Source organism: Kitasatospora sp. NPDC090308, assembly GCF_044769485.1.
Taxonomy (GTDB): domain Bacteria; phylum Actinomycetota; class Actinomycetes; order Streptomycetales; family Streptomycetaceae; genus Kitasatospora; species Kitasatospora fiedleri.
Window position 1 is genome coordinate 592870 of record NZ_JBIVXY010000002.1, and the last position, 25744, is coordinate 618613.

24 protein-coding genes are annotated in these 25744 nt (G+C 71.7%); 6 read left to right on the forward strand and 18 right to left on the reverse strand.

The genetic code is table 11. The features are described from left to right. Window positions 1-105: 105 nt before the first annotated feature. The 5 genes from ACIQVD_RS06650 to ACIQVD_RS06670 form a co-directional block, all read right to left on the reverse strand. The gene (locus ACIQVD_RS06650; RefSeq protein ID WP_344559039.1) at window positions 106-891 is read right to left on the reverse strand and encodes a GntR family transcriptional regulator; all 786 of its coding nucleotides are present in this window, start codon (window positions 889-891) and stop codon (window positions 106-108) included. A 240-nt stretch (window positions 892-1131) separates the two neighbouring features. Further along, complete coding sequence (locus ACIQVD_RS06655; protein WP_400681917.1) at window positions 1132-2706, reverse strand: glycoside hydrolase family 3 protein; 1575 nt, start codon at window positions 2704-2706, stop codon at window positions 1132-1134. 62 nt (window positions 2707-2768) lie between these two features. Next, a complete protein-coding gene (locus ACIQVD_RS06660; RefSeq protein ID WP_400681915.1) occupies window positions 2769-3689 on the reverse strand; it encodes a carbohydrate ABC transporter permease in 921 nt (306 codons plus the stop codon). Next, complete coding sequence (locus ACIQVD_RS06665) at window positions 3686-4675, reverse strand: carbohydrate ABC transporter permease (protein WP_400681912.1); 990 nt, start codon at window positions 4673-4675, stop codon at window positions 3686-3688. Before ACIQVD_RS06665 ends, ACIQVD_RS06660 begins: the two co-directional genes overlap by 4 nt. Before the next feature lie 164 nt (window positions 4676-4839). Beyond that, window positions 4840-6135, reverse strand: coding sequence for an extracellular solute-binding protein (locus ACIQVD_RS06670; RefSeq protein WP_402286453.1), 1296 nt, complete (start codon window positions 6133-6135; stop codon window positions 4840-4842). 1204 nt (window positions 6136-7339) lie between these two features. Here ACIQVD_RS06670 and ACIQVD_RS06675 point away from each other — a divergent pair. The 3 genes from ACIQVD_RS06675 (at window position 7340) to ACIQVD_RS06685 (ending at window position 11860) form a co-directional block, all read left to right on the forward strand. Continuing rightward, on the forward strand, window positions 7340-8644 hold the full coding sequence (locus tag ACIQVD_RS06675; RefSeq protein ID WP_400681909.1) for an extracellular solute-binding protein: 1305 nt from the start codon (window positions 7340-7342) through the stop codon (window positions 8642-8644). 210 nt (window positions 8645-8854) lie between these two features. Continuing rightward, window positions 8855-9913, forward strand: a complete 1059-nt coding sequence (locus ACIQVD_RS06680) for an SIS domain-containing protein (RefSeq protein WP_100836409.1) — start codon at window positions 8855-8857, stop codon at window positions 9911-9913. Window positions 9914-10339: 426 nt separating this feature from the next. Then, window positions 10340-11860, forward strand: coding sequence for a sensor histidine kinase (locus ACIQVD_RS06685; RefSeq protein ID WP_100836408.1), 1521 nt, complete (start codon window positions 10340-10342; stop codon window positions 11858-11860). 366 nt (window positions 11861-12226) lie between these two features. On the opposite strand, the gene ACIQVD_RS06690 is transcribed toward ACIQVD_RS06685, so the two are convergent. Together ACIQVD_RS06690 and ACIQVD_RS06695 are read right to left on the reverse strand one after the other, a co-directional pair. Further along, a complete protein-coding gene (locus tag ACIQVD_RS06690) occupies window positions 12227-12478 on the reverse strand; it encodes a WhiB family transcriptional regulator (protein ID WP_014138019.1) in 252 nt (83 codons plus the stop codon). A 343-nt stretch (window positions 12479-12821) separates the two neighbouring features. After that, a complete protein-coding gene (locus ACIQVD_RS06695) occupies window positions 12822-13793 on the reverse strand; it encodes a diacylglycerol/lipid kinase family protein (RefSeq protein ID WP_400681905.1) in 972 nt (323 codons plus the stop codon). A gap of 51 nt (window positions 13794-13844) precedes the next feature. Here ACIQVD_RS06695 and ACIQVD_RS06700 point away from each other — a divergent pair, with 51 nt between their 5' ends. Next, window positions 13845-14270 carry a hypothetical protein gene (locus tag ACIQVD_RS06700; protein ID WP_402286455.1) on the forward strand — a complete coding sequence of 142 codons (426 nt, stop codon included), beginning with the start codon at window positions 13845-13847 and terminating at the stop codon, window positions 14268-14270. Between the two features lie 132 nt (window positions 14271-14402). Here the strand turns inward: ACIQVD_RS06700 and ACIQVD_RS06705 are convergent, their stop codons facing one another. The 6 genes from ACIQVD_RS06705 to sodN form a co-directional block, all read right to left on the reverse strand. Then, on the reverse strand, window positions 14403-15305 hold the full coding sequence (locus tag ACIQVD_RS06705; protein ID WP_233533609.1) for an RNA polymerase sigma factor SigF: 903 nt from the start codon (window positions 15303-15305) through the stop codon (window positions 14403-14405). Window positions 15306-15444: 139 nt separating this feature from the next. Beyond that, window positions 15445-15858 carry an anti-sigma regulatory factor gene (locus tag ACIQVD_RS06710; protein ID WP_100836405.1) on the reverse strand — a complete coding sequence of 138 codons (414 nt, stop codon included), beginning with the start codon at window positions 15856-15858 and terminating at the stop codon, window positions 15445-15447. Between the two features lie 168 nt (window positions 15859-16026). After that, on the reverse strand, window positions 16027-16518 hold the full coding sequence (locus ACIQVD_RS06715; RefSeq protein ID WP_400682650.1) for a GNAT family N-acetyltransferase: 492 nt from the start codon (window positions 16516-16518) through the stop codon (window positions 16027-16029). A gap of 138 nt (window positions 16519-16656) precedes the next feature. Then, complete coding sequence (locus ACIQVD_RS06720; RefSeq protein ID WP_402286459.1) at window positions 16657-17667, reverse strand: DUF1648 domain-containing protein; 1011 nt, start codon at window positions 17665-17667, stop codon at window positions 16657-16659. Beyond that, window positions 17664-18011 (reverse strand): GntR family transcriptional regulator, encoded by a 348-nt coding sequence (locus tag ACIQVD_RS06725; RefSeq protein WP_100836403.1) that lies wholly within the window; start codon window positions 18009-18011, stop codon window positions 17664-17666. The genes ACIQVD_RS06720 and ACIQVD_RS06725 overlap by 4 nt, the downstream gene beginning before the upstream one ends. Window positions 18012-18135: 124 nt before the next feature. Beyond that, complete coding sequence (sodN, locus tag ACIQVD_RS06730; protein ID WP_030457790.1) at window positions 18136-18531, reverse strand: superoxide dismutase, Ni; 396 nt, start codon at window positions 18529-18531, stop codon at window positions 18136-18138. A gap of 104 nt (window positions 18532-18635) precedes the next feature. On the opposite strand from sodN, the gene sodX reads away from it, so the two are divergent. After that, the gene (gene sodX / locus ACIQVD_RS06735) at window positions 18636-19058 is read left to right on the forward strand and encodes a nickel-type superoxide dismutase maturation protease (RefSeq protein WP_400681894.1); all 423 of its coding nucleotides are present in this window, start codon (window positions 18636-18638) and stop codon (window positions 19056-19058) included. A 7-nt stretch (window positions 19059-19065) separates the two neighbouring features. Here sodX and ACIQVD_RS06740 read toward each other — a convergent pair whose 3' ends face one another. The 5 genes from ACIQVD_RS06740 to ACIQVD_RS06760 form a co-directional block, all read right to left on the reverse strand. Continuing rightward, on the reverse strand, window positions 19066-19653 hold the full coding sequence (locus ACIQVD_RS06740) for a CGNR zinc finger domain-containing protein (RefSeq protein WP_400681892.1): 588 nt from the start codon (window positions 19651-19653) through the stop codon (window positions 19066-19068). A gap of 127 nt (window positions 19654-19780) precedes the next feature. Beyond that, window positions 19781-20533 (reverse strand): amino acid ABC transporter ATP-binding protein, encoded by a 753-nt coding sequence (locus tag ACIQVD_RS06745; RefSeq protein ID WP_400682648.1) that lies wholly within the window; start codon window positions 20531-20533, stop codon window positions 19781-19783. A gap of 38 nt (window positions 20534-20571) precedes the next feature. Then, complete coding sequence (locus tag ACIQVD_RS06750; RefSeq protein ID WP_402286464.1) at window positions 20572-21624, reverse strand: amino acid ABC transporter permease; 1053 nt, start codon at window positions 21622-21624, stop codon at window positions 20572-20574. Window positions 21625-21658: 34 nt separating this feature from the next. After that, complete coding sequence (locus tag ACIQVD_RS06755; protein ID WP_400681887.1) at window positions 21659-22597, reverse strand: ABC transporter substrate-binding protein; 939 nt, start codon at window positions 22595-22597, stop codon at window positions 21659-21661. A gap of 278 nt (window positions 22598-22875) precedes the next feature. Then, the gene (locus tag ACIQVD_RS06760; protein ID WP_400681884.1) at window positions 22876-23844 is read right to left on the reverse strand and encodes an ABC transporter substrate-binding protein; all 969 of its coding nucleotides are present in this window, start codon (window positions 23842-23844) and stop codon (window positions 22876-22878) included. A gap of 557 nt (window positions 23845-24401) precedes the next feature. On the opposite strand from ACIQVD_RS06760, the gene ACIQVD_RS06765 reads away from it, so the two are divergent. Continuing rightward, complete coding sequence (locus tag ACIQVD_RS06765; protein WP_100836397.1) at window positions 24402-25595, forward strand: NADP-dependent malic enzyme; 1194 nt, start codon at window positions 24402-24404, stop codon at window positions 25593-25595. Window positions 25596-25744 lie beyond the last annotated feature (149 nt).

The following is a 25744-nucleotide window of genomic DNA, read 5'->3' on the forward strand; positions in this document are numbered from 1 at the left end:
GGCCGGTTCGACCGCGTGGTGCGGTGTTGTCCCGGAACCGCCCGTCGGACTGGGCCGGCCGGTTCGACCGCGTGATGCAGTGTTGTCCCGGAACCGCCCGTGGAACTAGGCCGGCCGGTTCAACCGCGTGATGAACTTGTACCGGTCGCCGCGGTAGATCGAGCGCACCCACTCGACCGGCGCGCCGTCCGCGTCGAAGGAGTGCCGGGACAGCTGCAGCATCGGCAGGCCCAGGTCGGAGCCGAGCAGGCCGGCCTCGCGCGGGTTGGCCAGGGTGGTCTCGATGGTCTCCTCGGCCTCCGCGACCGTCACCCCGTAGACCTCGCGCAGCGCGGTGTACAGCGAGTTGTGCTTGGCCAGGTTGCGCCGGAGCGCGGGGAAGCGCTTGGCGGACAGGTGCGCCACCTCGATGGCCATCGGGTCGCCGTTGGCCAGCCGCAGGCGCTCGATCCGCAGCACCCGGCCGCCGGGCTTGATGTCCAGCAGCGGGGCGAGCCGCTCGTCGGCGGAGATGTAGGCGACCTCGACCAGCCGGGAGGTCGGCTCCAGTCCCTGGGCGCGCATGTCCTCGGTGTACGAGGTGAGCTGGAGGGCCTGGGCGACCTTCGGCTTGGCGACGAAGGTGCCCTTGCCCTGGATGCGCTCCAGCCGGCCCTCGACGACCAGCTCCTGCAGGGCCTGCCGGACGGTGGTGCGCGAGGTGTCGAACTGGGCGGCCAGCGCGCGCTCCGGCGGGACCGGCGTCCCGGCCGGCTGGGTCTCGGTCAGCTGCAGCAGGTGCCGCTTGAGGCCGTAGTACTTGGGGACCCGGGCCGTGGCGGTGGCAGGGCCGGTCTGGGTCGGCACGGTGGAGCCCTCGGCGAGCGCCGCCGTGTCCCTGTCGCCACTCATGGCAGCTCTCACTCCTCGTTGGAGGCGGTCCCTTAACGGACCCCTAAGTCCTATGTAACAGCACATGTTTGCACGCACGGGAGAGCAAACGTGAGCCCTCGGCCGCATTCGCGGCCGGTGGCGGGCCCGTGGCGGCCCGGCGGCGGCCCCGGGGGGCCCTCCGGGTGTCCGGGGCCCCCGGTCAACGCGACGGGCCCGGAACGGGCGCCAGGCGCCCGCCCCGGGCCCGTCCCGAGTGTCTCAGCCGGCCTGGGCGGCCGTCACCGTGAGCCCCGCCAGGGCCTCCGCCGCGGCGACCGCGCAGACCCGCGAGCCGCCGTAGGTGGCCAGCGTGGTCACCCCGCGCGGGGCGAACAGCTCGGCCACGCCGTGGGCGGTGCCGATCTCCACCACCACCGCGTCCGGCCGGTGCTCGACCAGGGCCAGCGCGGCCCGGCGCATCCAGCCGTGCCGGTGCACGTCGCGCACCACCAGCACCAGCGGGCGGCCGACCGCCGCGCCCAGCAGCGGGGCGGTGTCGATCTCGGCGTCGTCGGCGGCCACCGCGACGTGCAGCAGGCCGGAGCCCTCGGTCACCGTCGCGGGCGGGGAGACCCGGCTGGAGGTGGTGCCGGGCACCAGCTCGGCCAGCGGCCCGGCCACGCCCCACGGGGTCTCGTCGCCGGCCGCGATGTTCGCGCCGGGGGAGAACTCCACCACGTGCGGGACGCCGCCCAGCGGGCGCAGCCCGCCGGTGATCCGCAGCGCCCGGCGGGCGGCGGTCAGGCCGACGCCGACCTCGGCCTGCTGGCCGACCAGCGAGGCCCGCAGCTCGGCCGACCAGCGGGCGACGGCCCGGTTGCGCTCGGCGGCCTCGTGCAGCCGTCCGGCGGACAGCCGGCCCTCGCGGACCGCCCAGACCAGGGCGTCGCGCAGGTAGACGAAGGCGTCCTCGTCCTGGAGGCCGCCGCCGACGCAGATGGTGTCGGCGCCGGCCGCGACGGCCCGCACCGAGCCGGCCGCGACGCCGTGGGTGCCGGAGATGGCGCCCATCTCGATGCCGTCGGTGACGATCAGCCCGTCGAAGCCGAGCTCCTCGCGGAGCAGGCCGGTCAGGATGCGCTGCGACATGGTCGCGGGCAGCTGGGCGTCGTACGCGTCGAACAGGATGTGCGCGGTCATGATGCTCTTCGCGCCGGCCGCGATGGCGGCGCGGAAGGGCAGCAGGTGCGCGGCGAACTGGTCGGCGGCCAGGTCGATCCGGGGCAGCCCGAGGTGCGAGTCGCCGGCGGTGTCGCCGTGGCCGGGGAAGTGCTTGGCGCAGGCCGCGACGCCGGCCGACTGCAGGCCGCGGACGTAGGCGGCGGTGTGCCGGGCGGCCAGCTCGCCGTCGCCGCCGAAGGACCGGACGCCGATCACCGGGTTGTCCGGGTTGGAGTTGACGTCCGCGTCGGGCGCGTAGTTGAGGTTCACGCCGACGCCGGCCAGGTCGAACCCGATGGAGCGGGCGACCCGCTCGGTGAGGTCGGTGTCGTCGACCTCACCGAGCGCCAGGTTGCCGGGGTAGGAGGAACCGCTGACCACTTCGAGGCGGGTGACGTCGCCGCCCTCCTCGTCGGTGGCGACCAGCAGCTCGCCGTTGAGGGCGTACAGCTCCGAGGTGAGCGCGGCGACCTGCTGCGGGGTGCGGATGTTGCGGCCGAACAGGGCGACGCCGCCGAGTTCGCCGTCGCCCAGTCTGCGGCGCAGCCACTCGGGCGCGGTCAGACCGGCGAAGCCGGGCTGCAGGACCGCTCCGGCGTCGCGGAGGAGATCGGCGCTTTCCGTACCGGGCATCGCCTTGGTTCCTTCCCTGGAGGTGGAGGTGTGACAGGTGCAGTGGGGTGGGGAAAGGGGGATCAGCCCTTGACCGCACCGGCGGTGAGACCCGCCGACACCTTCTTCTGGAAGAACACGAACAGGATGATCACGGGCAGCGAGACCAGCAGACCGCCGGCCATCTGCGCGCCGTAGTCCGCGCCACGGGTGGGAGTGGTCGAGTAGAACGTCAGCCAGGTCATCGAGGTGTTCATGCCGCTGGTGCCCAGCAGGGTCTTGGCGACGATGAACTCGTTCCAGGCCTGGATCCAGCTGTACACCGAGGTGGTGATCAGGCCGGGCAGGGTGAGCGGCAGGATGACGCGGAAGAACGCGCCCCACTGGGTGCAGCCGTCGACCATCGCGGCCTCGTCCAGCTCCGCCGGGATGTTCACGATGAACGAGCGCAGCGTCCAGATCACGTACGGGACGGTGAAGACCAGGTAGGCGAGGATGACGCCGAACAGGCCGCCGGTCATGTTGAGGCTGTTCATCACCACGAACAGCGGGATGATGATCGCCAGCAGCGGCACCATCTGGACCACCAGCATGGTGACGATGAAGAAGTTGCGGCCGCGGAAGTTGAACCGGGCCACGCCGACCGCGGCCAGGAAGCCGACCGCGACGCCGAGCACGACCGCGCCCAGGGTCAGCACCAGGGTGTGCCCGAGGCTGGGCAGGAACTGGTCGTCGTCGAAGATCGTCCGGTAGCTGTCGAACGAGAACGAGGTGGGCCAGAAGGTCGGGTCCTTGGAGATCAGGTCCTTGTTCGTCTTGAACGTGGTGATGATCATCCAGTAGATCGGGAAGGCCATCACGACCGCCACGAGCAGGGCGATGGTGTTCCAGACCCAGGTCATGGCGCCGCTGCGGCCGACCTCGGTCTCCTTGACCTTCTTCCGCTTGACCGGCGGGAGCGGCTGCTGGGTCTTCGGAGCGGTGGTGGAGACGTCCGTGGTCATCGCTCGTTGGCTCCGATCTTGAGCATCTGGCGGATGTAGTACACGAGAACCGCCAGCATCATGACGATCATGGCGATCGAGATCACCGAGGCTTCGCTGTACCGGGAGGCGACGATGCCCTGCATGTACAGGTAGGTGCCGATGGTCCGGTAGCCGGGTTCGGGCGAGGTGTTGCGCAGCGCGAAGATCTGCGCGAAGACCTGGAAGTCCCAGATGAAGCTCAGCGCGGTGGAGATCATCAGGAACGGCCGGATGACCGGCAGGGTGACGTTGCGGAACGCCTGGAACGCGTTGGCGCCGTCCAGCTTGGCGGCCTCCATCAGCTCCTTGGGCACCTGGGTCAGCGCGGCGTACAGGCCCAGCACCAGGAAGGGCAGCGCGCCCCAGATGACCACCGCGGCGCCGACCACGTAGAGGCCGACGTGCGCGTCGGCGAACCAGTCGTAGTTCTTCCAGGTCTCGTCGCCGGTGACCAGGTACGCGATGTAGTCGACGACGCCGCCCTGCGGGGAGAACAGCCAGCGGAACACCTGGCCGTTGACCAGCGCCGGGATCGACCAGACGAACATCATCACGGTGATGACGGTGACCCGGACCCAGTTGGAGACCCGGTTGAGCAGCAGTGCCAGTGCCATCGACAGCACCATGGAGAGGATGACCAGCTCCGCGGTGAAGTAGACCGAGCGGAGCACGACCTCCCAGAACTCGCTGTCGCCGAAGACCCGCGAGAAGCCGTCGAAGCCGATGTACTGCGCCCGCTCCGGGTGGACCAGCAGCGCGTACTTGTTGACGTTCTGGAAGGCCAGGTCGATCAGCCGGTACAGCGGGTACGCCAGAACGCCCGCCAGTACGACGACCGCGGGCAGCAGCAGGGTGTAGGGGATGTAATGGCCGGCCGCGAAGAACCCGCGCCGCTGCGGCTTCCCCGTCGGGGCAGGCCCCTGGTTCTCGGACCGGGTCACGGTCTCGTTGGTGGTCACACTCATCAGGGTCCTTCCCGGGCCCGCGGATCTGGTCGGTCCTGGCGCACGGGTGGGCAGCCCGCGGTATCGCGGACTGCCCACCCCCTATCCGGCGCTCAGTGCGGTGGTCCGTCCGGGGAGCACCGTTGGAACTCCCCGGGCCGACCTGCGGTTCAGCTGGAGCTGGATCAGCCGTTCAGGGTCTTCAGAAGGTCGTCGTTCGCCTTCTTCAGCTCGGTGGCCGGGTCGCCACCGGCGGCGATCGCACCGAAGGCGGTCTTCAGCGCGGTCTCGTTGGTGCCGGACCACAGCGGGGTGTTCGGGATGAACCAGGTCTCGCCCTGGGCCGCGTCACCGGTGGCCTTGTTCGCCGGGTCGGCCGCCTTGTAGGCGTCCACCAGGTTCTTGGCGTTCGGGATGGCGTGCTTGGCGAGCAGGGTCTGCTGCGCGGTGTTGGTGTAGATCTGCAGGAAGGTCGCGCCCAGGCCCGCGTTCTTGGCGTTGGTCGGGACGGCCAGGTCGGAGCCGCCCAGGAAGGCCGGGGTGGTGCTGCCGGCCGCGGCGCCCGGGAGGGCGAAGGTGCCGAGCTTGTCCTTCAGGGACGGGTCGCCGGTCTTCGGGTCGGCCACGGAGGAGACCTCCCAGCCGTTGCCGATGATGGCGGCGATGTTGCCCTTGGCCATCAGGGCGTCCTGGGTGGCCTCGTCGGAGGTGGTGCCACCGGTGGAGAAGTTCTTCTGCAGGTCGTTCCAGGTGGAGACGCCCTCAACGAACTTCGGGTCGGCCAGGGTGCTGGTCCACTTGTCGCCGTCCTTCTTGGCGATGACGTTCTTCACGCCGTAGGTGCCGGCGCCGAAGGAGACGGCGGTGTACCAGTTCTGACCCGGCAGGTACATCGCGGAGAAGCCCGGGGTGCTGGCGTTGGCGGCCTTGACCTTGGTCAGGGCGTCCTTCAGCTCGGCCAGGGTGGTCGGGGCCTGGGTGACACCGGCGGCCTCGAAGAGGTCCTTGCGGTAGATCACGACGCGGGCGCCGGCGTAGTACGGGACGGCGTAGGTCTTGGAGCCGTCGGGCGACTGGCCGGAGGCGGCCAGCGAGTCCAGCCACTTGTCCGAGTTGTCGAACTTGCTCTTCACCGAGGTGAGGTCGACGAAGGACTCGGCGTCGATGTACTTGGCGGCCTGGGTGTTGCCGACCTCGATCGCGTCAGGGGCGTTGCCCGAGAGCAGGGCGGTGTCGAGCTTGGTGGTGTAGTTGGTCCAGGTCTGCCACTGGATGTCGACGTCGGCGCCGGTCTTCTCCTTGAACTCGGCCTTCGCCGCCTCGACGACCTCGTTCCAGCCCTTCTGCGCGTCGTCCATCAGCCAGACGGTGATCTTCTTGCCCTTGCCGTCCGTGCTCAGGACGTCACCGCTCGACTTGCTGTCGGACGAAGAAGACGACGAGCAGGCCGAGGCGACGAGCACGGTGGCGATAGCGGCCACGGCTGCGATCTTGCGGTTCAAACCATCCTCCAGAGGGATGAGCAAGGTAGGGCACCGGGCTGCTGGGCCGACTGGCCTGGAGCTGCGTTGTGCCGTATGGGGGAACGTCACCGGGTGACACGGATACGAACTGCCGGGGCCGGCGGGCCGATCCGTGAGGTGGAGTAGACCATTGGTTTAGACCAACGCCTGGAGGTTGGCATGGACCAATGGCGAGCGTCAAGGGCTCGAAGAGCCGCTGCACAAGCCGTTATCAACGCTTGACTCGCCTGTGTTGGACTGGACCAAGTCGGGGAGGAAACGGGACCTATCGGGACACCTCGACGGCCCCGTCGGCGGGTGGGTGGTACGGGCGCTGCATATCTGTGAGGTCATGTCAAGACCGCCCCCGGGCGCGGCCGTCGGCGCGGTGCCCGCGCGCCCTGCGGGTCGTCCCCGTGCGTCCCCCGTGCGTGCCGCCCGCGCGGCGCGCCCGCGCGCCCGTCCCCGTGCGGGCCCGGGCCCGCACCCGCGAGGGGCGGTCCCGAAAGCGGCGGAGTTTCCCGGCCGAATGGCGCGGGGCGAATAGTGAGGCCGGTCGTCCCCGTTCTTTCCCGCCGCCGCGGCCGATAACGGGCCGGGAATCACCGCCGGAGTTCTGCGGATTTCCCCCGGGAACCCGGCCCGCCCACCGTCGCGCCGACCGCCCGGACGGCGGGTCCCCGGTGTTTTCGCCGGGCCGCCCGCGCCCCGCCCCGGTCGCGGGGGCCCGCCGCCGGGCGGCCGGGGTCGCGCCGCCGCAGGTCCGGCCTCCGGCGCTGGGCCGCCGGACGGCGCCGAGCCCGCGCCCCGGTGAAGTCGTGCGTATTCGACGGACGGTCCGCCGCCTCCCGCCGCCCCCGCCGTCCCGCCCGGAGGCCGCGCCGCCCTCGTCGGCCCGCCGACCGGACCGGGGCGCCGGGCCGGATAAACCGGGGCGCGGAATTCCCGGGATTCCGCTTGATCCATTCCTCTCACCCTGGGTCACCTTAAGTGAGCCTAAAGTCATGCCCGGGTCGGCCCCCGCCGATCGTTGACGTGGCCGGGCCAAGGAAGACAACGGATTGACAACGAGCAGGGTGCGAAACCGCACCTGCGTTGACGCCCCAAAATGGTCTAGGCCAAGATCCGGAAAGCTGGTCTGTACCACCGCGCAGACCTCCCCGTACCCCATCCGGAGGATCGCGTGAAGCGTCAGGTACTGGCCACGCTCAGCACCGCTGCCCTGCTGGCCACCGCCGCGGGCTGCTCGTCCGGCGGCCCGTCGCCCGCGCCGACCGGCGTCGACGCGAAGAACGTGACCGGCACCGTGACCGTGTGGCTGATGAACGACGCCCAGAAGAGCTGGCCCGAGCTGGTGCAGCAGGTGAACGACGAGTTCGCCCGGAAGTACCCGAAGGTCCAGATCAAGCTGAGCTACCACGAGTGGCAGAACAAGGTCTCCGAGCTGGACGCCGCGATCGCCGCCGGCCAGGCCCCGGACGTGGTCGAGCTGGGCAACACCGAGACGCTGAAGTACATCGTCAACGGCTCGCTGATGTCCCTGGAGCGCGGCAGCTTCGACAACTCCGACAACTGGATCAAGGGCCTCTCCGACACCTGCACCTACAACCAGACGCTCTACTGCGTGCCCTACTACGCGGGCGCCCGGATCGGCCTCTACAACTCGAAGATGTTCCAGGACGCCACCGGCTCCGCCGACCTGCCGCAGAACGAGGACGACCTGCTCACCGCCCTCGACAAGGTGCAGGCCAAGTACAAGGGCAGCGCCGGCTACTCCTCGCTCTACCTGCCCGGCCCCTACTGGTACGCCGCGATGTCCTACGTCACCGCGTACGGCGGCTCGATCGCCAAGTTCGACTCGGCCGGCAACTGGCACGGCACCCTGCACGACGCCAAGTCCCAGCAGGGCCTCCAGCACTTCGTCGACCTGGTGAAGAAGTACAACAAGAGCGGCGACTACAAGGTCAACGAGGCCGACCAGGCCAAGGTGCTCGGCCACGAGAAGGCCGGGCTGATCTACGCCAACGGCTGGGAGCAGAGCGTCGCCACCGCGCCGATCACCGGCACCCCGGCGCTCCAGGACTCGCTCAGGATCGCCGCGATGCCCGGCCCGAACGGCAAGCCGCTGCCCTCCTTCATCGGCGGCTCCGACCTGGCGGTCACCGCCAAGTCGCAGAACGCCGAGGCCGCCGCGGACTGGGTGCGGATGTTCACCAGCAGCAAGTCCGAGCAGGTGCTGGCCGACAAGGACACCCTGCCGAACAACCTGGTCCAGCTCGCCCCGCTGAAGAACAAGCCGGCCACCTCCGCGGCCGCCAACGCCGTGCAGGACGCCTGGTTCACCCCGCTCGCCCCCGGCTGGGGCGCGATCGAGAAGCAGAACATCCTGGTCAACATGCTCAACGCGGTCTTCGCGGGCAAGAGCGTGGAGGAGGCCACCAAGGAGGCCGACGCCCAGATCGACCAGCTGATCAACAACCCGGGCTGACCGGACCGCCGGACCACCGGTCCGGCGTCCCGCTCCCCGGGACCGGTCCCCGGCGCACCGTCACGGAGTGTGCCGCGGGGCCCGGTCGCACGTAGGATCGGCACAGAACAGTTCCACGCAGCGAGGGTGCGGACTCGCCGCCGTTCAGAGGTCCCCGTCGGGCGTCCCGCCCCACGGGGTAGAACCATCTCTCCACGGAGGCACACCCCGATGTCCGACCCGCAGACTGTTTCCGTACCCGGCAGGATCATGTCGGCGGAGATGGCCGAGCAGCCGGCCGTCCTGCAGCGCATCCTCGACGAGGGTGCGCCGGCGATCCGTGAGATCGCCGCGCAGATCGCCGCCCGCAACCCGCGTTTCGTCCTGCTGACCGCCCGCGGCACCTCCGACAACGCGGCGCTGTACGCCAAGTACCTGATCGAGGTCCTGCTCGGCAAGCCGGCCGGCCTCACCTCGATGTCCACCACCACCGCGTACGGCGCCAAGCCGGACCTCACCGACTGCCTGGTCATCACGGTCAGCCAGTCCGGCGGCTCGCCCGACCTGGTGGCCTCCACCAAGGCGGCCCGCGAGGCCGGCGCGATCACCCTGGCGGTCACCAACAACGCCGCCTCGCCGCTCGCCGAGGTCTCCGAGTTCCACATCGACGTGCTGGCCGGGCCGGAGAAGGCGCTGCCCGCCACCAAGACCTACACCGCCGAGCTGCTGGCGCTGTACCTGTTCGTCGAGGGCCTGCGCGGCGGCGACGGCTCCGCGGCGAAGGCGCTGCCGGAGCTGGCGGCCGGCATCCTGGCCCGCCAGGGCGAGGTCAAGGACCTGGCCGAGCGCTACCGCTTCGCCCAGCGCCTGGTCATCACCTCGCGCGGCTACGGCTACCCGACCGCCCGCGAGGCGGCGCTCAAGCTGATGGAGACCACCTACATCCCGGCCTCCCCGTTCTCCGGCGCCGACCTGCTGCACGGCCCGCTGGCCATGGTCGACAACGTCTCGCCGGTCATCGCCATCGTCCCGGACGGCAAGGGCGGGGAGGCCCTGCAGCCCGTCCTGGACCGCCTGCGCGGCCGTGGCGCGGACCTGGTCGTGATCGGCCAGCAGGCGCAGGTCGACGCCGCCAGCGCGGGCTTCGCGCTGCCGGCCGGCGTGCCCCAGGAGGTCCAGCCGATCCTGGAGATCCTGCCGCTCCAGCTGCTGGCCTACGAGGTCACCATCGCCCGCGGCCAGGACCCGGACGCCCCGCGCGCCCTGGCCAAGGTCACCGAGACCCACTGAAGCGAGACCCGCCGAGGCGAGACCCGCCGAGGCGAGCCCCGCCGAGGCGGGACCCGCCGAGGTGGGTACGGCGAAGCCGCCCCCGCGAGGTGCTGCGGGGGCGGCTTCGCCGTGTCCGGGGCCGGGGAGCGGGGCTCGTCCGGGGCCGGGAAACACTACGGGCCACGGCGCCGACACAGGACCCTCAACCTGTGCGGCACCGCAGCCCGGAGCTGTATGCCGGAGGCGGGGACCGTCCGAGAGTTGTGCGGGACCCTCGAACGACGCCTCCGACCGAGGAGGGGCCTCGCGCGGTCAGGGCAGTTGCGCGGAGGGCCTCTCCTTGGTGCGTGTTCATTGTGGACTAGACCAATTGTGGTTGTCCAGGGGGTCCCCGCAATTGGTCTGGACAACGTGCGGCAGGGCGGTCGGCGATACGCTCACGGTGTGCCCTCGCTGAACGAACTCGTCCGCCGCCACACCACCCTCACCGGTGCCGACGTGGAGTGGCTGCACCTCCTGGTCTCGGAGTGGCAGCTGCTCTCCGACCTGTCCTTCGCCGACCTGGTGCTGTGGATCCCCACCTGGGACGGCATCCGCTACGTCTCGGTGGCCCAGATGCGGCCCAACACCGGCCCCACCTCGTACCAGGACGACATGGTCGGCCACCTGGTGCCGCGCGGCCGCCGCCCGCTGCTGGACGCCGCCTACGACGAGGGGCGGATCGTCCGCGAGGGCGACCCGGAGTGGCGGGAGGAGGTGCCGGTGCGGGTGGAGTCCATCCCGGTGCGACGGGACGGCAAGGTGCTCGGCGTGATCGCCCGCAACACCAACCTGCTGACCGTCCGCACCCCCAGCCGGCTGGAGCTCACCTACCTGCAGAGCGCCTCCGACCTGGCCCAGATGATCGCGGCCGGCACCTTCCCCTACCCGGGCGTCGAACAGGCCGACATGGACGCCGCGCCCCGGGTCGGCGACGGGCTGATCCGGCTCGACGTGGAGGGCGTGGTCACCTACGCCAGCCCCAACGCGCTCTCCGCCTACCACCGGCTCGGGCTGACCACCGACCTGGTGGGCAGTCACCTGGGCCGCAGCACCGCCGAACTGGTGCCGCCCAGCCGCGGCGCGGTGCACGAGGCGCTGGTGAAGATGGCCAGCGGCTGGGCCCCCCGGCAGACCGAGATCGAGGCCCAGGGCGGCGTGGTGACGCTGCGCACCATCCCGCTCAAGCCCAAGGGCACCCCCACCGGCTCCCTGGTGCTCTGCCGGGACGTCACCGAACTTCGCCGCCGCGACCGCGAGTTGATGACCAAGGACGCCACCATCCGGGAGATCCACCACCGGGTGAAGAACAACCTGCAGACCGTCGCCGCGCTGCTGCGGCTGCAGTCCCGCCGGATGGACTCGGCGGCCGGCCGGGCCGCCCTCGACGAGGCGGTCCGCCGGGTCGGCTCGATCGCCATCGTGCACGAGACGCTCTCGCAGGCGCTGGACGAGTCGGTGGCGTTCGACGAGATCGCCGACCGGGTGCTGGCGATGGTGATGGAACTCTCCCAGGACGGCCGGGTGGTGGCCCGCCGCAGCGGCTCCTTCGGCATCCTGTCCGCCGAGGTCGCCACCCCGCTGGCGATGATCCTCACCGAGCTGACCCAGAACGCCCTGGAGCACGCCTTCGGCCCCAGCGCCTCCGGCAACCTGGAGGTCAGCGCGCTGCGCGGGCGCGCCCCGGCCGGTGGCAAGGGCTGGTCGGACACCTGGAACAACGGCGTGAAGCCCGAGGAGTACCTGCTGATCACCGTGCAGGACGACGGCCGCGGCATGCCCGAGGGCTTCGACCCGCAGCAGGCCGGCAACCTCGGCCTGCAGATCGTCCGCACCCTGGCCACCGGCGAACTCGGCGGCAGCTTCGACATGGTGGCCGCGCCGGACGGCGGCACCAAGGTGGTGCTGGAGATCCCCGTCCCCTGACGGGGGCGGGGCGTCCCCCTCCCGGGGGCGGAGACAGAAACGAGGCCCTGCCGACCGGGGGGTGGGTCGGCAGGGCCTCTCGACCCGGTCCGGCCGTCGGGGGGAGTCGGCCGGAACGGGGGCTTCTGGTGGTGGCGCGACGCCCGCCCCGTGCGTTGCACACGGTGAGCGCCACAGGCCAACGATATTGCTCTCCGTGAACAGTATCAAGTGCCTGGGCGGCTCGCGTCGTCGGCCCCGCGGATCGAGCGGGCCCGTTCGGGAAGGCTCGGCCGGCCAATCGCGGCCGAACCCTTGATCATGGGTTGATCCGTACTGCTGCCGACTGCTCCTGACGACGCGTCAGTCGGCGGGTGGTCGGGTGTATCAGGCGGTGCGGGCGCGGTTGCGGGCAGCGCGGCGCTTCATCGCGCGACGCTCGTCCTCGCTCATGCCGCCCCAGACGCCGGCGTCCTGGCCGGTTTCGAGCGCCCACTGCAGGCACTGCTCCATCACGGGACAACGGCGGCACACGGCCTTGGCTTCCTCGATCTGCAGCAGAGCAGGGCCGGTGTTCCCGATCGGGAAGAACAGCTCCGGGTCCTCTTCGCGGCAGACAGCGCGGTGGCGCCAGTCCATGGTCGTCCAACTCCTCCGGTCGACGGGCCGTGGCCCGCGACTCACTCGAATGGCTTGTGAATGTGAACGCTTTCACGAATCCCGCAACAGCAAAAGGGACCTAAGGCCCATCGGGCCCGGGCGGTCTGTGCTGAGGGGGGTTCGGCGATTCGAGGGGCTCTCCCGCGGTGTCCCGCTGCGGTGTGTCCCGATCGCCATGTAGAGGTTCGCAAACCTCGAAGCCGGATACAACCCCCTTCGGCAAGAAATTTTTGATTCTTCGGTGTCGCCTACCTCACAGGCAGTACTTCTATGGGGTGAAGGGGCTCGAACGTTCGAGAGCAAGGCGATGACCCCCTTCTGGTCACACAATCACACGCAGTGCCCGCCGTACGCCTGTGAAACTGACGCGACTCCTGTCTCCAAGGTGGTCCCCGTCGACCTGAAACGGGGCCGGTTCCTCTGAAACCAAGGTGAAGTGCCGGACGTCGTGATAGGAGACGAGGTGCTTCCCGGAGGGGCCGGCCGGGCGTTCACCGCCCTCCGCCGAGGGCAGCGGACGGAGGATCTGACGGACCGTCCGGGCGGTCCGGAACGCCGTCATTCGAGTGATGCCGAAGATGTCCAGGTCGGTTTCGAATGAAGCCGAGGGGGACGGGAAGACGGGACGGGAACCCAGAAAGGTCCACGGTGAAGTGTTCGAGACTATGGCCATCACCATGCCCGGCACCGGCTCCTGGCCGTTGATCTCCAGGGAGATCGGCCCGGAACGCCGGTGTTCACGCTCGGTGACGTAGTGCCGGAGCGCCTCGACCACGTAGAGCGCGTGGGTGGATCTGCGCCCCGCCCGGCGCTGGCGCTCCACCCGGCCGACCACGCCCGCGTCGAAGCCGAACCCCGCGGTGAAGGTGAACCAGCGGTCCGGCACCCCGTCGGTCAGCGCCTTGCCCAGGCCGATCGCCCGCTCCCGGCGCTCCGCCAGCGCGTCCAGCAGCGCGCCGGTCGCCTCCACCGGGTCGTTCGGCAGGCCCAGCGCGCGGGCGAACACGTTGGTCGAACCGCCCGGCACCACCGCCAGCCGCGGCACCCGCTCGCCCGGGCCGTGCGCCAGCAGGCCGTTCACCACCTCGTTGACCGTGCCGTCGCCGCCCAGGGCCACCACCAGGTCCACCGCGCCGTCCTCGACCGCCCGCTGGGCCAGGTCCCGGGCGTGGCCGCGGTACTGGGTCTGGGCGACGTCCAGCTTCAGGTCGCTGCGCAGGGCGTGGATCAGCACGTCCCGGGTCCGGCCACTGGTGGTGGTCGCCTTCGGGTTCACGACCAGGAGAGCGCGCATGGTGATCAGCCTACGACCCGCCCGACCCGGGACGACCGTTACCCTGGCCCGGTGACCGCTGAACCCGCCTCCGCCACCACCCCCGCCGCCCGGCCCGTCCCGCTGCTCGTCGGCGCGGTGACCACCGCGCTGGAGGGCGCGGCCATGGCCGGCTGGGGCGTCTACAACCTGCTGTCCGGCTTCACCGGCGCGGACGCCGACTTCGGCCGCGCCGAGCTGGGCGGCGCCGTCCTGCTGCTGATGGGCCTGCTGCCGCTGCTGGCCGCCCGCGCGCTGCTGCGCGGGCAGCGCTGGGGCCGCAGCCCCGCGGTGCTCACCAACTCCATCTGCCTGCCGGTCGCGTACTACATGTGGCAGTCCGGCGGCGCGATGGCCGCCGTCGGCGCCGCGGTCGCCCTGGTCGGGCTGGCCGGCATCGTCGCCCTGCTCAACCCCCGGGTCACCGCCGTGCTCTACGGCACCCCCGGCGAGCGCTAGCCGCACGCCCCGGCCCGCCACGACCGGCAGGGCCCGTCCCCGGGTGGGGGCGGGCCCTGCGGCGTCGTACGGGGGCGTGCGGAGGCCCGGACGGGCGCGCGGCGGGTGCCCGCGCGTCCGTCCGCTCCTCGCCTACTCCTCGACCAGCAGCTTCTCGCGCAGCTGCGCCAGGGTGCGGGCCAGCAGCCGGGAGACGTGCATCTGGGAGATGCCGACCTCGGCGGCGATCTGCGACTGGGTCATGTTCCGGAAGAACCGCAGCACCAGGATCTTCTGCTCCCGGGGCGGGAGTTGGGCCAGCAGCGGCTTCAGCGACTCGCGGTACTCGACGCCCTCCAGCGCCTCGTCGGTGGCCCCCAGGGTGTCCGCGACGGCCGGCGACTCGTCGTCGCTGTCCGGCACGTCCAGCGAGAGCGTGGAGTACGCGTTGGCGGACTCCAGGCCCTCCAGCACGTCCTCCTCGGAGATGCCCAGGTGCTCGGCCAGCTCGTGCACCGTCGGCGACCGGCCGTGCCGCTGGGACAGCTCGCTGGTCGCCGTGGTCAGCGACAGCCGCAGCTCCTGGAGGCGGCGCGGCACCCGCACCGCCCAGCCCTTGTCGCGGAAGTGCCGCTTGATCTCGCCGACGATGGTGGGCGTCGCGTACGTGGAGAACTCGACCCCGCGCTCGTGGTCGAACCGGTCCACCGACTTGATCAGGCCGATGGTGGCGACCTGGGTCAGGTCGTCCAGCGGCTCGCCGCGGTTGCGGAAGCGGCGGGCCAGGTGCTCCACCAGCGGGATGTGCATCCGGACCAGCTGGTTGCGGATCTCCACCCGCTCCGGCGACCCCTCCGGCAGCTCGGACAGCCGGACGAACAGCGCCCGGGCCGCCTCGCGGTCCGGGGCACCGCTGCGGTGCCCCTGCGCCGGGACGGTCGAGCGGACGGCCTCGGCGGCCGCCGCCGGACCACCGCCCGCAGCGGGCTCGACCGCGGGCACCGCCTCGGGCACCACCTCGGGCCGCTCGGGCTTCGGATCGGTCGGCTGGCTCATCCGGTGGGAGTCCTTCGGGAGGGCTTCTTCGTCAGGGGTGGCGGTGCGGGCGACGCTCGCCTGCGGCGGTACGACGGCAACTGTGCGGTCCAGATCACTCACGGCGATCACCCGTTCCGTTCCGAGAACACGTCACTACCTACGGCTGGCCCGGCGACCCGCCGCGCTTCTTGTGCAGGCTGATGGAGACCGTGTTGTCCGAGCCGACCGTCGAGTCGACCTCGCCGGCCAGCGCGGAGAGCACCGTCCAGGCGAAGGTGTCCCGCTCCGGGGCCCGGCCGTCGGTGGTCGGGGCGGACACGGTGACCCGCAGCGCGTCTCCCACCAGGCGGAACTCGCAGCTCAGGATCGAGCCGGGGACGGCCTGTTGGAGCAGGATGGCGCAGGCCTCGTCCACCGCGATCCGGAGATCCTCGATCTCGTCCAGGGTGAAGTCCAGCCGTGCCGCGAGGCCGGCCGTCGCCGTCCGCAGCACCGAGAGGTAGGCGCCCGCCGCGGGCAGCCGGACCTCAACGAAGTCCTTCACTCCGGGCTCGCCGTCGATCTGGGACACCCTCACCTCCTGGGTGACGCACGGTGCTTGCGGCCGGGGAGCTGCCAACACCACTGGCTCGGTTCAACTGCCTTGTGCCCCGAGACGTTACCGCGCCCGGGGGTGGTCTGTCGTGATCTCGCCGTACCGTCACGGGAACGGGGGACCACGGTTCGAACGGGCTCGCGCTCAGCGCGGACCGGAGCCGAGCGCGGTGAGCGCGCCGTCGGTGAGCCGGAAGACCGTCCACTCGTCCATCGGCACCGCGCCGAGCGACTTGTAGAAACCGATCGAGGGCTCGTTCCAGTCCAGCACCGACCACTCCAGGCGCTGGTAGCCGCGCTCCACGCAGATCCGGGCCAGCTCGGTCAGCAGCGCCTTGCCGTGGCCGCCGCCGCGCTTGTGCGGGCGGACGTACAGGTCTTCCAGGTAGATGCCGTGGGTGCCGCGCCAGGTCGAGAAGTTGCGGAACCAGAGCGCGAAACCGACCGGCTCGCCCGCGTCCTCCGGGTCGTCGGACTCGGCGATCAGGCCGAACACCGCCGGGTGCTCGCCGAACAGCGCGTCGTGCAGCTGCTCCTCGGTGGCCTTCGCCTCGGGCAGCGCCCGCTCGTACTCGGCGAGCTCGCGGATCATGGCGTGGACGAAGGGGATGTCGGCGGGAGTCGCGGTGCGGATCATACGGTCGAGCGTACTCATCTCACCCCTCCATCCGGAAAGGGCTTTATGCCCTGGACGGCACCGCCGGAAACGGTGCCCGGACGGCGCCGCCGCACCGGCGGGACGGGGTGGGGGACGGAGGGGGAGCGGGGCGGGGGCTCAGACGGACCGCCGGGCGCGCAGCGCGTTCAGCAGGGCGGCGCCGCGCTCGGCGTCGTCGACGCTGACCGCGAAGTCGTGGCCGGTGGCCCGGACCCGGACCACCAGGCACTCGCCGGCCCGCAGCATCACCGTGGTGCCGCGGCCGCTCAGCCGGTAGCCCCAGCCGCCGACCTGCGCCGCGCCCCGGCGCTCGACCCGGGCCGACTCCAGCTCCGCCAGCGGCCAGCGGCGGGTGGGCAGGCCGAGCGGGCCCAGCGCCACCTCCAGACCGGCCGTCGAGACCCGCACCCGCACCGAGGAGCAGGCCCCGACGGTCAGCCCGGTCAGGGCGAGCACCCCGAACACCGTCCAGCCCGGTCGCGCCGCGAGCAGGCCGGTCCCGGCGCCCAGCAGGACCGCCGCCGCGGCCAGGCCGCAGAGCGCCGCCAGCGCCCGCAGCCACGGGTTGGCGGTCCGGGAGAGCCACACCAGGCGTTCGCCGTCCGGGAGTTCGAGCACCGGGCCGGCCGGGGCCGGGGGCACCCGCCGGGCGGACAGCCGGCGGCGGCCCGACAGCCACGCCGCCGCGCCGGTCAGCAGCGCCGCCGCCAGGGTGCCGAGGAACCAGCCGAGCGGCAGCCCGGCCCCGTGCCAGTCGGCGCGGTCGAGGTTGGCCCGGACCAGGGTGGCCTGCACGCCCGGGAACAGCACGCCGCCCGCCGCCAGGCAGACCAGCAGCCAGAGCCGGGCGAGCGGGTCGCCCCGGTGCCGCTCCAGCAGGGACAGGCCCAGCAGGCCCAGCGCGCCCAGCACCGCCCAGATCAGCGCCGGGACCAGGCAGGCCGCCCAGAACGGCATCGAGCCGTCCGCGGTGCTGCTCCTCCAGTGGGTGGCCATCCGCTCCGGCAGCCGCCCGGCCGCGCCCAGCGGGAGGACGGCGGTCAGCACCGCGGTGCCCGCCGTCCAGACCGCCGGCCGGACCGCCGGCCACCGCAGGCCGTCCCGGTGTGCGCTCCGCTGCTCGCTCACGGTATCCCCCTGATCATCTCGACGAGTTCGGCCCTGCTGTACCCGGCCCGGGCGGCCTCCGCGACCAGCGCGCGGGCCTGCTCCAGCAGCCCGGAGCGCTGCTCCGCGCCGCTCGCGACCGTCACGCCCCGGCCCCGGCGGAACTCCAGCAGGCCGTCGTCGCGCAGGTCGCGCAGGGCGCGCAGCACGGTGTTGACGTTCAGGTCGAGCGCCTGCGCGAGGTCGCGCGCGGAGGGCAGCCGGTCGCCCGGGCGGCACTCGCCCTCGGCCACGGCACGGCGGACGGCGGCGGCGACCTGCTCGTGCAGGGGCCGGGTGTCCTTGGTGTCCAGTCTCAGCAGCATGGTGCTAATGAAGATAGCACCATTGGCTCGAACGGGGCTGCCGGAGCCCTCCCGGTCCCGGAAACGCGAAGCACCCGGCCGCCCCTGGTGGGGCGGCCGGGTGCCGGCGAGGGCTGACCCGGGGTCAGGCCTTCTTGGTCTCCCAGAAGATCGCGTCGATCTCGGCGATCAGGTCCAGCAGGGCCTGGCCGGTGGCCGGGTCGGTGGACGCCTTGGCGGCCGAGGCGGCCTTGCCGGCGCGGTTGAACAGGTCGTGCAGGCCCGGGTAGGCCTCGAAGTGCGGGGCCTTGAAGTAGTCGGTGTGCAGCACCGAGAGGTGGTGCTTGACCAGCTCGGCGCGCTCCTCCTTGATGACGATGGCGCGAGCCCGGAACTCGGCGTCCTCGTTGGCCTGGTACTTCTCCTGAGTGGCCTTCACCGACTCGGCCTCGATGCGGGCCTGGGCCGGGTCGTACACGCCGCACGGCAGGTCGCAGTGGGCGTGGGCGGTGACTCGCGGAGCAAACAGACGAGAGAACATGGGGGTCCTTCCTTAGATCGTCTTCCCGCGCCCGACATTACCCTCACGGCAGGCCGAAATCGCGGTCGCCCCGGGGGCCTAGGGCAAAAGAAGGAGTTCGAATCGTGCGATATGGGACACCGTTCGGCCTCGCCGACATCGCCGGCCCGTCGATGCGCCGGCTGCTCTCCGACGGCGATCGGGTGCTGGTGCGCTACGGCGCTCCGCTGCGGCCCGGGGCGATCGCGCTGTTCCGGCACCCGCTCCAGCACGACCTGCTGGTGGTCAAGCGGGCGGCCGAGCGGCGTCCGGGCGGGTGGTGGATGCTCTCCGACAACCCGCTGGTGCGCACCGACAGCCGGGAGTACGGCGCGGTGCCGGACGAGTTGGTGCTCGGCCGGGTGCTGCTGCGGCTGGCCCCCCGGCCGGCCTGGCTGGCGCCGGGGCGGCGGCTGGAGCGGGTGCTGCGCGGGCGGGTGCTGCGCGGGCGGGTGCCGCGGCTGGCGGAGCGGCTGGGGGTCGGCGTCCCGTTCGAGGACCGGCTCTGACGGCGGCTCAGCCCTGGGCGGCCAGGGCGCGCTGGGCCTCCTGCCGCTTGCGGGCCCGGTAGGCGGCCACGTTGGCGCGGGTGGCGCACCGGTCGGAGCAGTAGCGGCGGGAGCGGTTGGTCGAGGTGTCCAGGTAGGCGTTGCGGCAGGGCGCGGCCTGGCAGATGCCGAGCCGGTCGACGCCCAGGCCGGTGAGGTGGATGGCCAGGCCCATGCAGGCGACGGCGGCGTAGTTGGCGGCGGCGGTGGGCGCGTTGTCGGCCAGGTGCAGGTGCCAGTTGGGGCGGCCGGTGTCGTCCAGGTCGTCGTGGCCGGAGACCAGCGGGCTGACGGGGTACTCCACCATCAGGCTGTTCAGCAGGTCGACCGCCCGGACGTCCTCGCCGTCGGCGGCGGCCTCGAACACCCCGCGCAGCCGGGTGCGCACGGCGCGCAGCCGGGGCAGGTCGGACTCGTCGGCCAGGGCGGCGGCCCGGGACGGCGCGCCGAACAGGGCCCGGACGGCGTCCACCGAGGTGAGGTCGTCGGTGCCGCGGCCGGGTTCCTCGCTGTTGACCAGCCGGACGGCGAAGTCGGCGTAGGAGGCGAGCTCCACGGGGGTCCTTCCGGGCGGGGGTGTAACGGGTCGAATGACTCCAGGGTATTACAGGTGGGGGCGGGCGCGCCGGTGCCCGCCGTGCGCGGGGCGCAGGGCGGGCACCGGGGGGCGTGCGGGAGCGGGGTCAGAGCACCTTGGACAGGAAGGCGCGGGTGCGCTCGTGCTGCGGGTTGCCGAGCACCTCGCGCGGGTGGCCGGACTCGACCACCACGCCGCCGTCCATGAACACCAGGGCGTCGCCGACCTCGCGGGCGAAGCCCATCTCGTGGGTGACCACGATCATCGTCATGCCGTCCTCGGCGAGGCCGCGCATCACGTCCAGCACGTCGCCGACCAGTTCGGGGTCGAGCGCCGAGGTGGGTTCGTCGAACAGCATCAGCTTGGGCTCCATGGCCAGCGCCCGGGCGATCGCCACCCGCTGCTGCTGGCCGCCGGAGAGCTGGGACGGGTAGTTGCCGGCCTTGTCGGCCAGCCCGACCCGCTCCAGCAGGGCCGTCGCGCGCTCCCGGGCGGCGGCCCGGCTCTCCTTCTTGACCTGCACCGGCGCCTCGATGACGTTCTCCAGCGCGGTCATGTGCGGGAACAGGTTGAAGCGCTGGAACACCATGCCGATGTCCTGGCGCTTGAGCGCGACCTCGCGGTCCTTGAGCTCGTACAGCCGGTCGCCCTTCTGCCGGTAGCCGACCAGCTCGCCGTCGACGTACAGCCGACCGGAGTTGATCTTCTCCAGGTGGTTGATGCAGCGCAGGAAGGTGGACTTGCCGGAGCCGGACGGGCCGACCAGGCAGAACACCTCGCTCTGCCGCACCTCCAGGTCGATGCCCTTGAGCACCTCGACCTGGCCGTAGGACTTGTGCACGCCCTCGGCCCGGACCATCGGGTGGTCGGGGGCCGCCTGCGGCTTGGTCAGGTCGGTCATGCGTCCTTCCCTCCGTCCGGTGCGCCGCCGTCGGACGCCGCGGGCTCCGCCGGGGCGGGTGCCGCGGGTGCCGCTGTCGCTGCCGCTGTCGCCGGGGCCGCCGCTGCCGCCGGTGCCGCCGTTTTCGCCGGGGCGCGGCCGGCGAACAGGGCGCGCACCCGTTGCAGCGGGGTGGGCGGCAGCGTCCGGTTGGCGCCGCGGGCGTAGTACCGCTCCAGGTAGTACTGGCCGACCGTGAGGACCGAGGTCAGCAGCAGGTAGTAGATCGAGACCGCGATCATCGCGGCGATCGGCTTGTAGGTGCGGGTGGAGATGTCGTGGCCGGCGGTGAACAGCTCCACCAGCGAGATCACCTGCACCAGCGAGGTGGTCTTCAGCATCGAGATGGTCTCGTTGCCGGTCGGCGGGATGATCACCCGCATCGCCTGCGGCAGCACGATCCGGCGCAGTGCGGTGGCCCGGCTCATGCCGAGCGCGTGCGCGGCCTCGGACTGGCCCTCGTCCACCGACTGGATGCCGGCCCGGACGATCTCCGCCATGTAGGCGGCCTCGTTGAGGCCGAGGCCGAGCAGCGCGGCGGTGAACACCGGCACCAGGGTGTTGGACTCCTGGGACCAGAAGGAGGGGCCGAACGGGATGCCGAGCGAGATCTCCTTCCACAGGAAGCCGATGTTGTTCCAGAGCACCAGCTGCACCAGGACCGGAGTGCCGCGGAAGACCCAGATGTAGAACCAGGCGGCGCCGGAGAGCACCGGGTTCCTCGACAGCCGCATCACGGCCAGCAGCACGCCGCCGACCACGCCCATCAGCATGGCCAGGACGGTCAGTTCCAGGGTGGTCCAGATGCCGTGGACGACGGTGGGGTCGCGCAGCGTGGCGCCGACGAAGTCCCAGTCCAGGGCGGGGTTGGTGAACAGGACGTGCAGCAGCATCGCGCCGAGCACGGCGACGACGGCGACGGTGACCCAGCGGCCGGGGTGGCGGACGGGGACGGCCCTGATGGGATCGGGCCGTCCCGCGGCCGCCGACCCCTGGTCGGTCGTTTTCACGTGGTTACCTCGTCAGGGATCGGACGACGGGGCGTCAGCTCTGGGCGGCGTTGATCTCGGAGGTGGTGATCGCCCCGGCCGAGACGCCCCACTTGTCCAGGATGGTCTTGTAGGTGCCGTCCGCCATCAGCGACTGGATCGCACCCTGCACCGCCTTGCTGAGCGGCGAGTCCTTGGCCAGGATCACGCCGTACGGGGCGGCGCCGTAGGTGTCGCCGAGCTTCTCCAGCTGGCCGCCGGTCTGCTTGAGGGCGTAGTCGATGACCGGGGAGTCGGCCAGCATCACCTGGTCGCGGCCGGAGACCAGCGCCTGGGCGACGTCGGTCTGCAGGGCGAAGCGGTCGCCGTCGTTCGGGATGGCGCTCTTGCCGGCCTTGGCGCAGTCCGGGTTGCGGGTGTCCTTGACCTCGTCGGCCTGGGTGGTGGCGTCCTGGACCGCGACCTTCTTGCCGCACAGGTCGTCCAGGACGATCTTGTCCGGGTTGCCCTTCTTCACGGCGGCGGAGGTGCCGGCCGAGAAGTAGCTGACCATGTCGACCTGCTCCTGGCGCTCCTTGGTGACGGTGAAGGAGCTCATGCCGAGCTGGTACTTGTTCGACTGGATGCCGGGGATGATGTCGGCGAAGCCGGCGCTCTGGAAGTCGGCGGTCAGGCCGAGCTTCTGGGCGATGGCCGCGCCCAGGTCGACGTCCATGCCGACGATCTTGCCCTTCTCGTCCTTGAACTCGTTGGGCGCGTAGGAGGTGTCGGAGCCGACGACCAGCTTGCCGCCGGCCTTCAGGGTGTCCGGGACCAGTCCGGCCAGGGCCGGGTCGGCGGCGACCGCGGGGATCGCCTGGGTGGGTATCGGGGCGGCGCCCGCAGTGGTCGTGGTGGTGCTGGAGCTGCTGCACGCGGTGAGGAGCAGCGAGCCGGCCGCGAGGACGGCGGCCGCGGTGAGCGGCCGGAGGCGCGGGGTACGGGCAGCGGGCATGGGGGGGATCTCCTCTTGGGGATCGGACGGGGTGCCGCGCTGCGGGTGGGACGGCGCGGTACAGCGGGTCGGTGCTCGCCACCCTCCGCCGAGGTGACAGGTGGTTCCGATGTGGGGGGAATCCTGCCACTGTGGGCGGGAAATCGGAGCCTGTGGCAGATCAAAATCGGATAACAGGACTGCCGACTGTCCGGTATCCGGATATTTCTCCCGTTCATGTCACCCGGTGCATAACCATGCACCGGGTGACCGAGTGGGCGGGCGACCGGCTCGGCGGTCTAGAAGCTGCCGTTCACCACGGCGCTCTGCACCGCGCCCTCGGACAGGCCCCACTTCGCCAGCACCTTGTCGTACACGCCGTTCCGGATCAGCCGGTTCAGCGCCTCCGCCACGGCGTCCCGCAGCGCGGTGTCCTCCTTGGCGAACGCGATCCCGTACGGCGCCATCTGCAACTGCTCACCCGCCACCTGGAACTGCGCGCCGGCCCGGCCGTTCTTCACCGCGTGCGCCGCCACCGGGGAGTCGTTCAGGTCCGCGGTCGCCCGGCCCTGGGCCACCAGCGCCAGTGCCTGGTCGTCCGTCTCGGTCTCGGTCACCGTCAGCTTCTTGCCGGTCTTCTCGCAGGCCCCGGCCTGGCGCTCCATCATCACCGACTGGACGGTCTCGCGCTGCAGCGCGACCGTCCGCCCGCACAGGTCGTCCAGCGAGGAGACCTTCTGCGGGTTGCCCTTGGCCACCACGATCGAGGTGCCGGTGACGAAGTAGTCCACGAAGTCCAGGCCGTCGTTGATCTTGCGGGCCTGGTCGTCGGTGCCGTCCCGGCGCTGGGTGTTGTCGGTCATGCCCGACATCACCAGGTCGTACTCGTGGGCCTGCAGCCCCAGCCGCAGCCGGTCGAACGGCACGTCGCTGAACTGCACCTGCACGCCCAGCACGTCCCCCAGCGCGTGGGCCAGGTCCACGTCCAGGCCGTCCGGCTCGCCGCCCTCCGCCTTGAAGCCGATCGGCGCGTACGTCAGGTCCGCGCCGATCCGCAGCACCCCCGCGGAGCGGACCGGGGCGGGCAGCCGGCCGTGCAGGTCGGACGGCGCGGCGGTGGCGCCCGACGAGGAGCCGGAGCCGCAGCCGGTCAGCAGCAGTGAACCGGTCACCGCGGCGGCGGTGAGGGCGCCGGCCCGGTGCGCGGTGGTGGTGGTCCGGCTTCCGGCGCCGGTGCCGGATCTGACGGGGCGAGTGGCCGTCGACATCTTGGTCCTCCTGTGGGAGAGGGAGCGGGCCCCCGACGCCGCGCGCTGGTGTGCGCGACCGGGTGCGACGGGGCAGGACGCGGCCCGACGTGCGCGGGAACGTCCGGACAACGGTGGTCGAACACCGGATACTGCCATCCCGACCTGATGGAGCAGGTAGCGGGTGTGTCAGAATCTGGTATCGGGTGACCCCCGACGCAGAACTCAGACCGCCGGTTCGCCACAGGGCCGGGGTGCCCAGGAACGGAAGCCGTCACCGGCTCCGTATCCGAAGGCGCCAGCTCCCCTCCGTGTCTGCGTTCACTCCTGCGAGTGCCCTGCGGACCCCTCGCTTCGGGGGCCACGCGGACAAGAAGGACCCGGCACAGGTGCGGTACCGGGCCCGGACCACAAGCGCAGAACACCTAACACCCTCACCCCGAGGGCGCCGCCGACGGCAGCGCCCCGACCCGGACACGGGTACGCCACAGGCGGCGTACCCGGATTCGCGCATTGCCGCGCGGCCGGGCCGAAGTCCGTCGGACGCGCGCCTTCGCTGATATGACGAAGAGGTCATTGTGGCAGCGGAGATCATCACCGACACCCAGAGCACTGACGACCCGGTCGACGCCGTCTTCGCGCTCCACCGCGGCGGCAAGATGGAGATCCGGGCGACCGTCCCGGTCCGCGACGCGGAGGACCTGTCGCTCGCCTACACCCCGGGCGTGGCCCGGGTCTGCACCGCCATCGCCGAACAGCCCGCCCTGGTCAACGACTACACCTGGAAGTCCAACACCGTCGCCGTCGTCACCGACGGCACCGCGGTGCTCGGCCTCGGCGACATCGGCCCCGCGGCCTCGCTGCCCGTGATGGAGGGCAAGGCCATCCTGTTCAAGCAGTTCGGCGGCGTCGACGCGGTGCCGATCGCGCTGGACTGCACCGGCGTCGACGAGATCGTCGAGACCGTGGTCCGGCTCGCGCCGTCCTTCGGCGGCGTCAACCTGGAGGACATCTCCGCCCCGCGCTGCTTCGAGATCGAGCGGCGGCTCCAGGAGCGGCTGGACATCCCGGTCTTCCACGACGACCAGCACGGCACCGCGATCGTCACCACCGCCGCGCTGTGGAACGCAGCCAAGGTGACCGGCCGTCAGGTCGGCGACCTGCGCGCGGTCATCTCCGGCGCGGGCGCGGCCGGCATCGCGATCGCCAAGATGCTGCTCGCCGCCGGCATCGGCGACGTCGCGGTCTGCGACCGCCGGGGCGTGGTCCACCAGGGCCGCGAGGACCTCACCGACGTCAAGGCCGAGATCGCGGCGCTCACCAACCGCACCGGCCGCACGGGCAGCCTGGCCGACGCGCTGGCGGGCGCGGACGTGTTCATCGGCGTCTCCGGCGGCACCGTCCCCGAGGACGTCGTCGCCACCATGGCGCCCGGCTGCTTCGTCTTCGCGATGGCCAACCCCACCCCGGAGATCCACCCCGAGGTGGCCCACCGGTACGCGGCGGTGGTCGCCACCGGGCGCTCCGACTTCCCGAACCAGATCAACAACGTGCTGGCCTTCCCGGGCATCTTCGCCGGCGCGCTCTCGGTCCGGGCCAGCCGGATCTCCGAGGGCATGAAGCTCGCCGCGGCGCAGGCCCTGGCGGGCGTCGTCGCCGACGAGCTGACGCCGCAGAAGGTCATCCCGTCGCCCTTCGACGAGCGGGTCGCCCCCGCGGTCACCCGCGCGGTCGCCGAGGCGGCGCGGGCGGAGGGGCTCGCCCGGCTCTGACGCCGGGTAGCACGGCACCGGGGCCCGCCCGAGGACTCGTCCGGGGGCGGGCCCCGGTGCCGTGCGCGGACAACGGCCGCCCCGGAAAAGCAATATGGGGACGTTCACAGTGAGTCGTGGTTAACGCGCGGGGCGTCGCCCGGCTATGG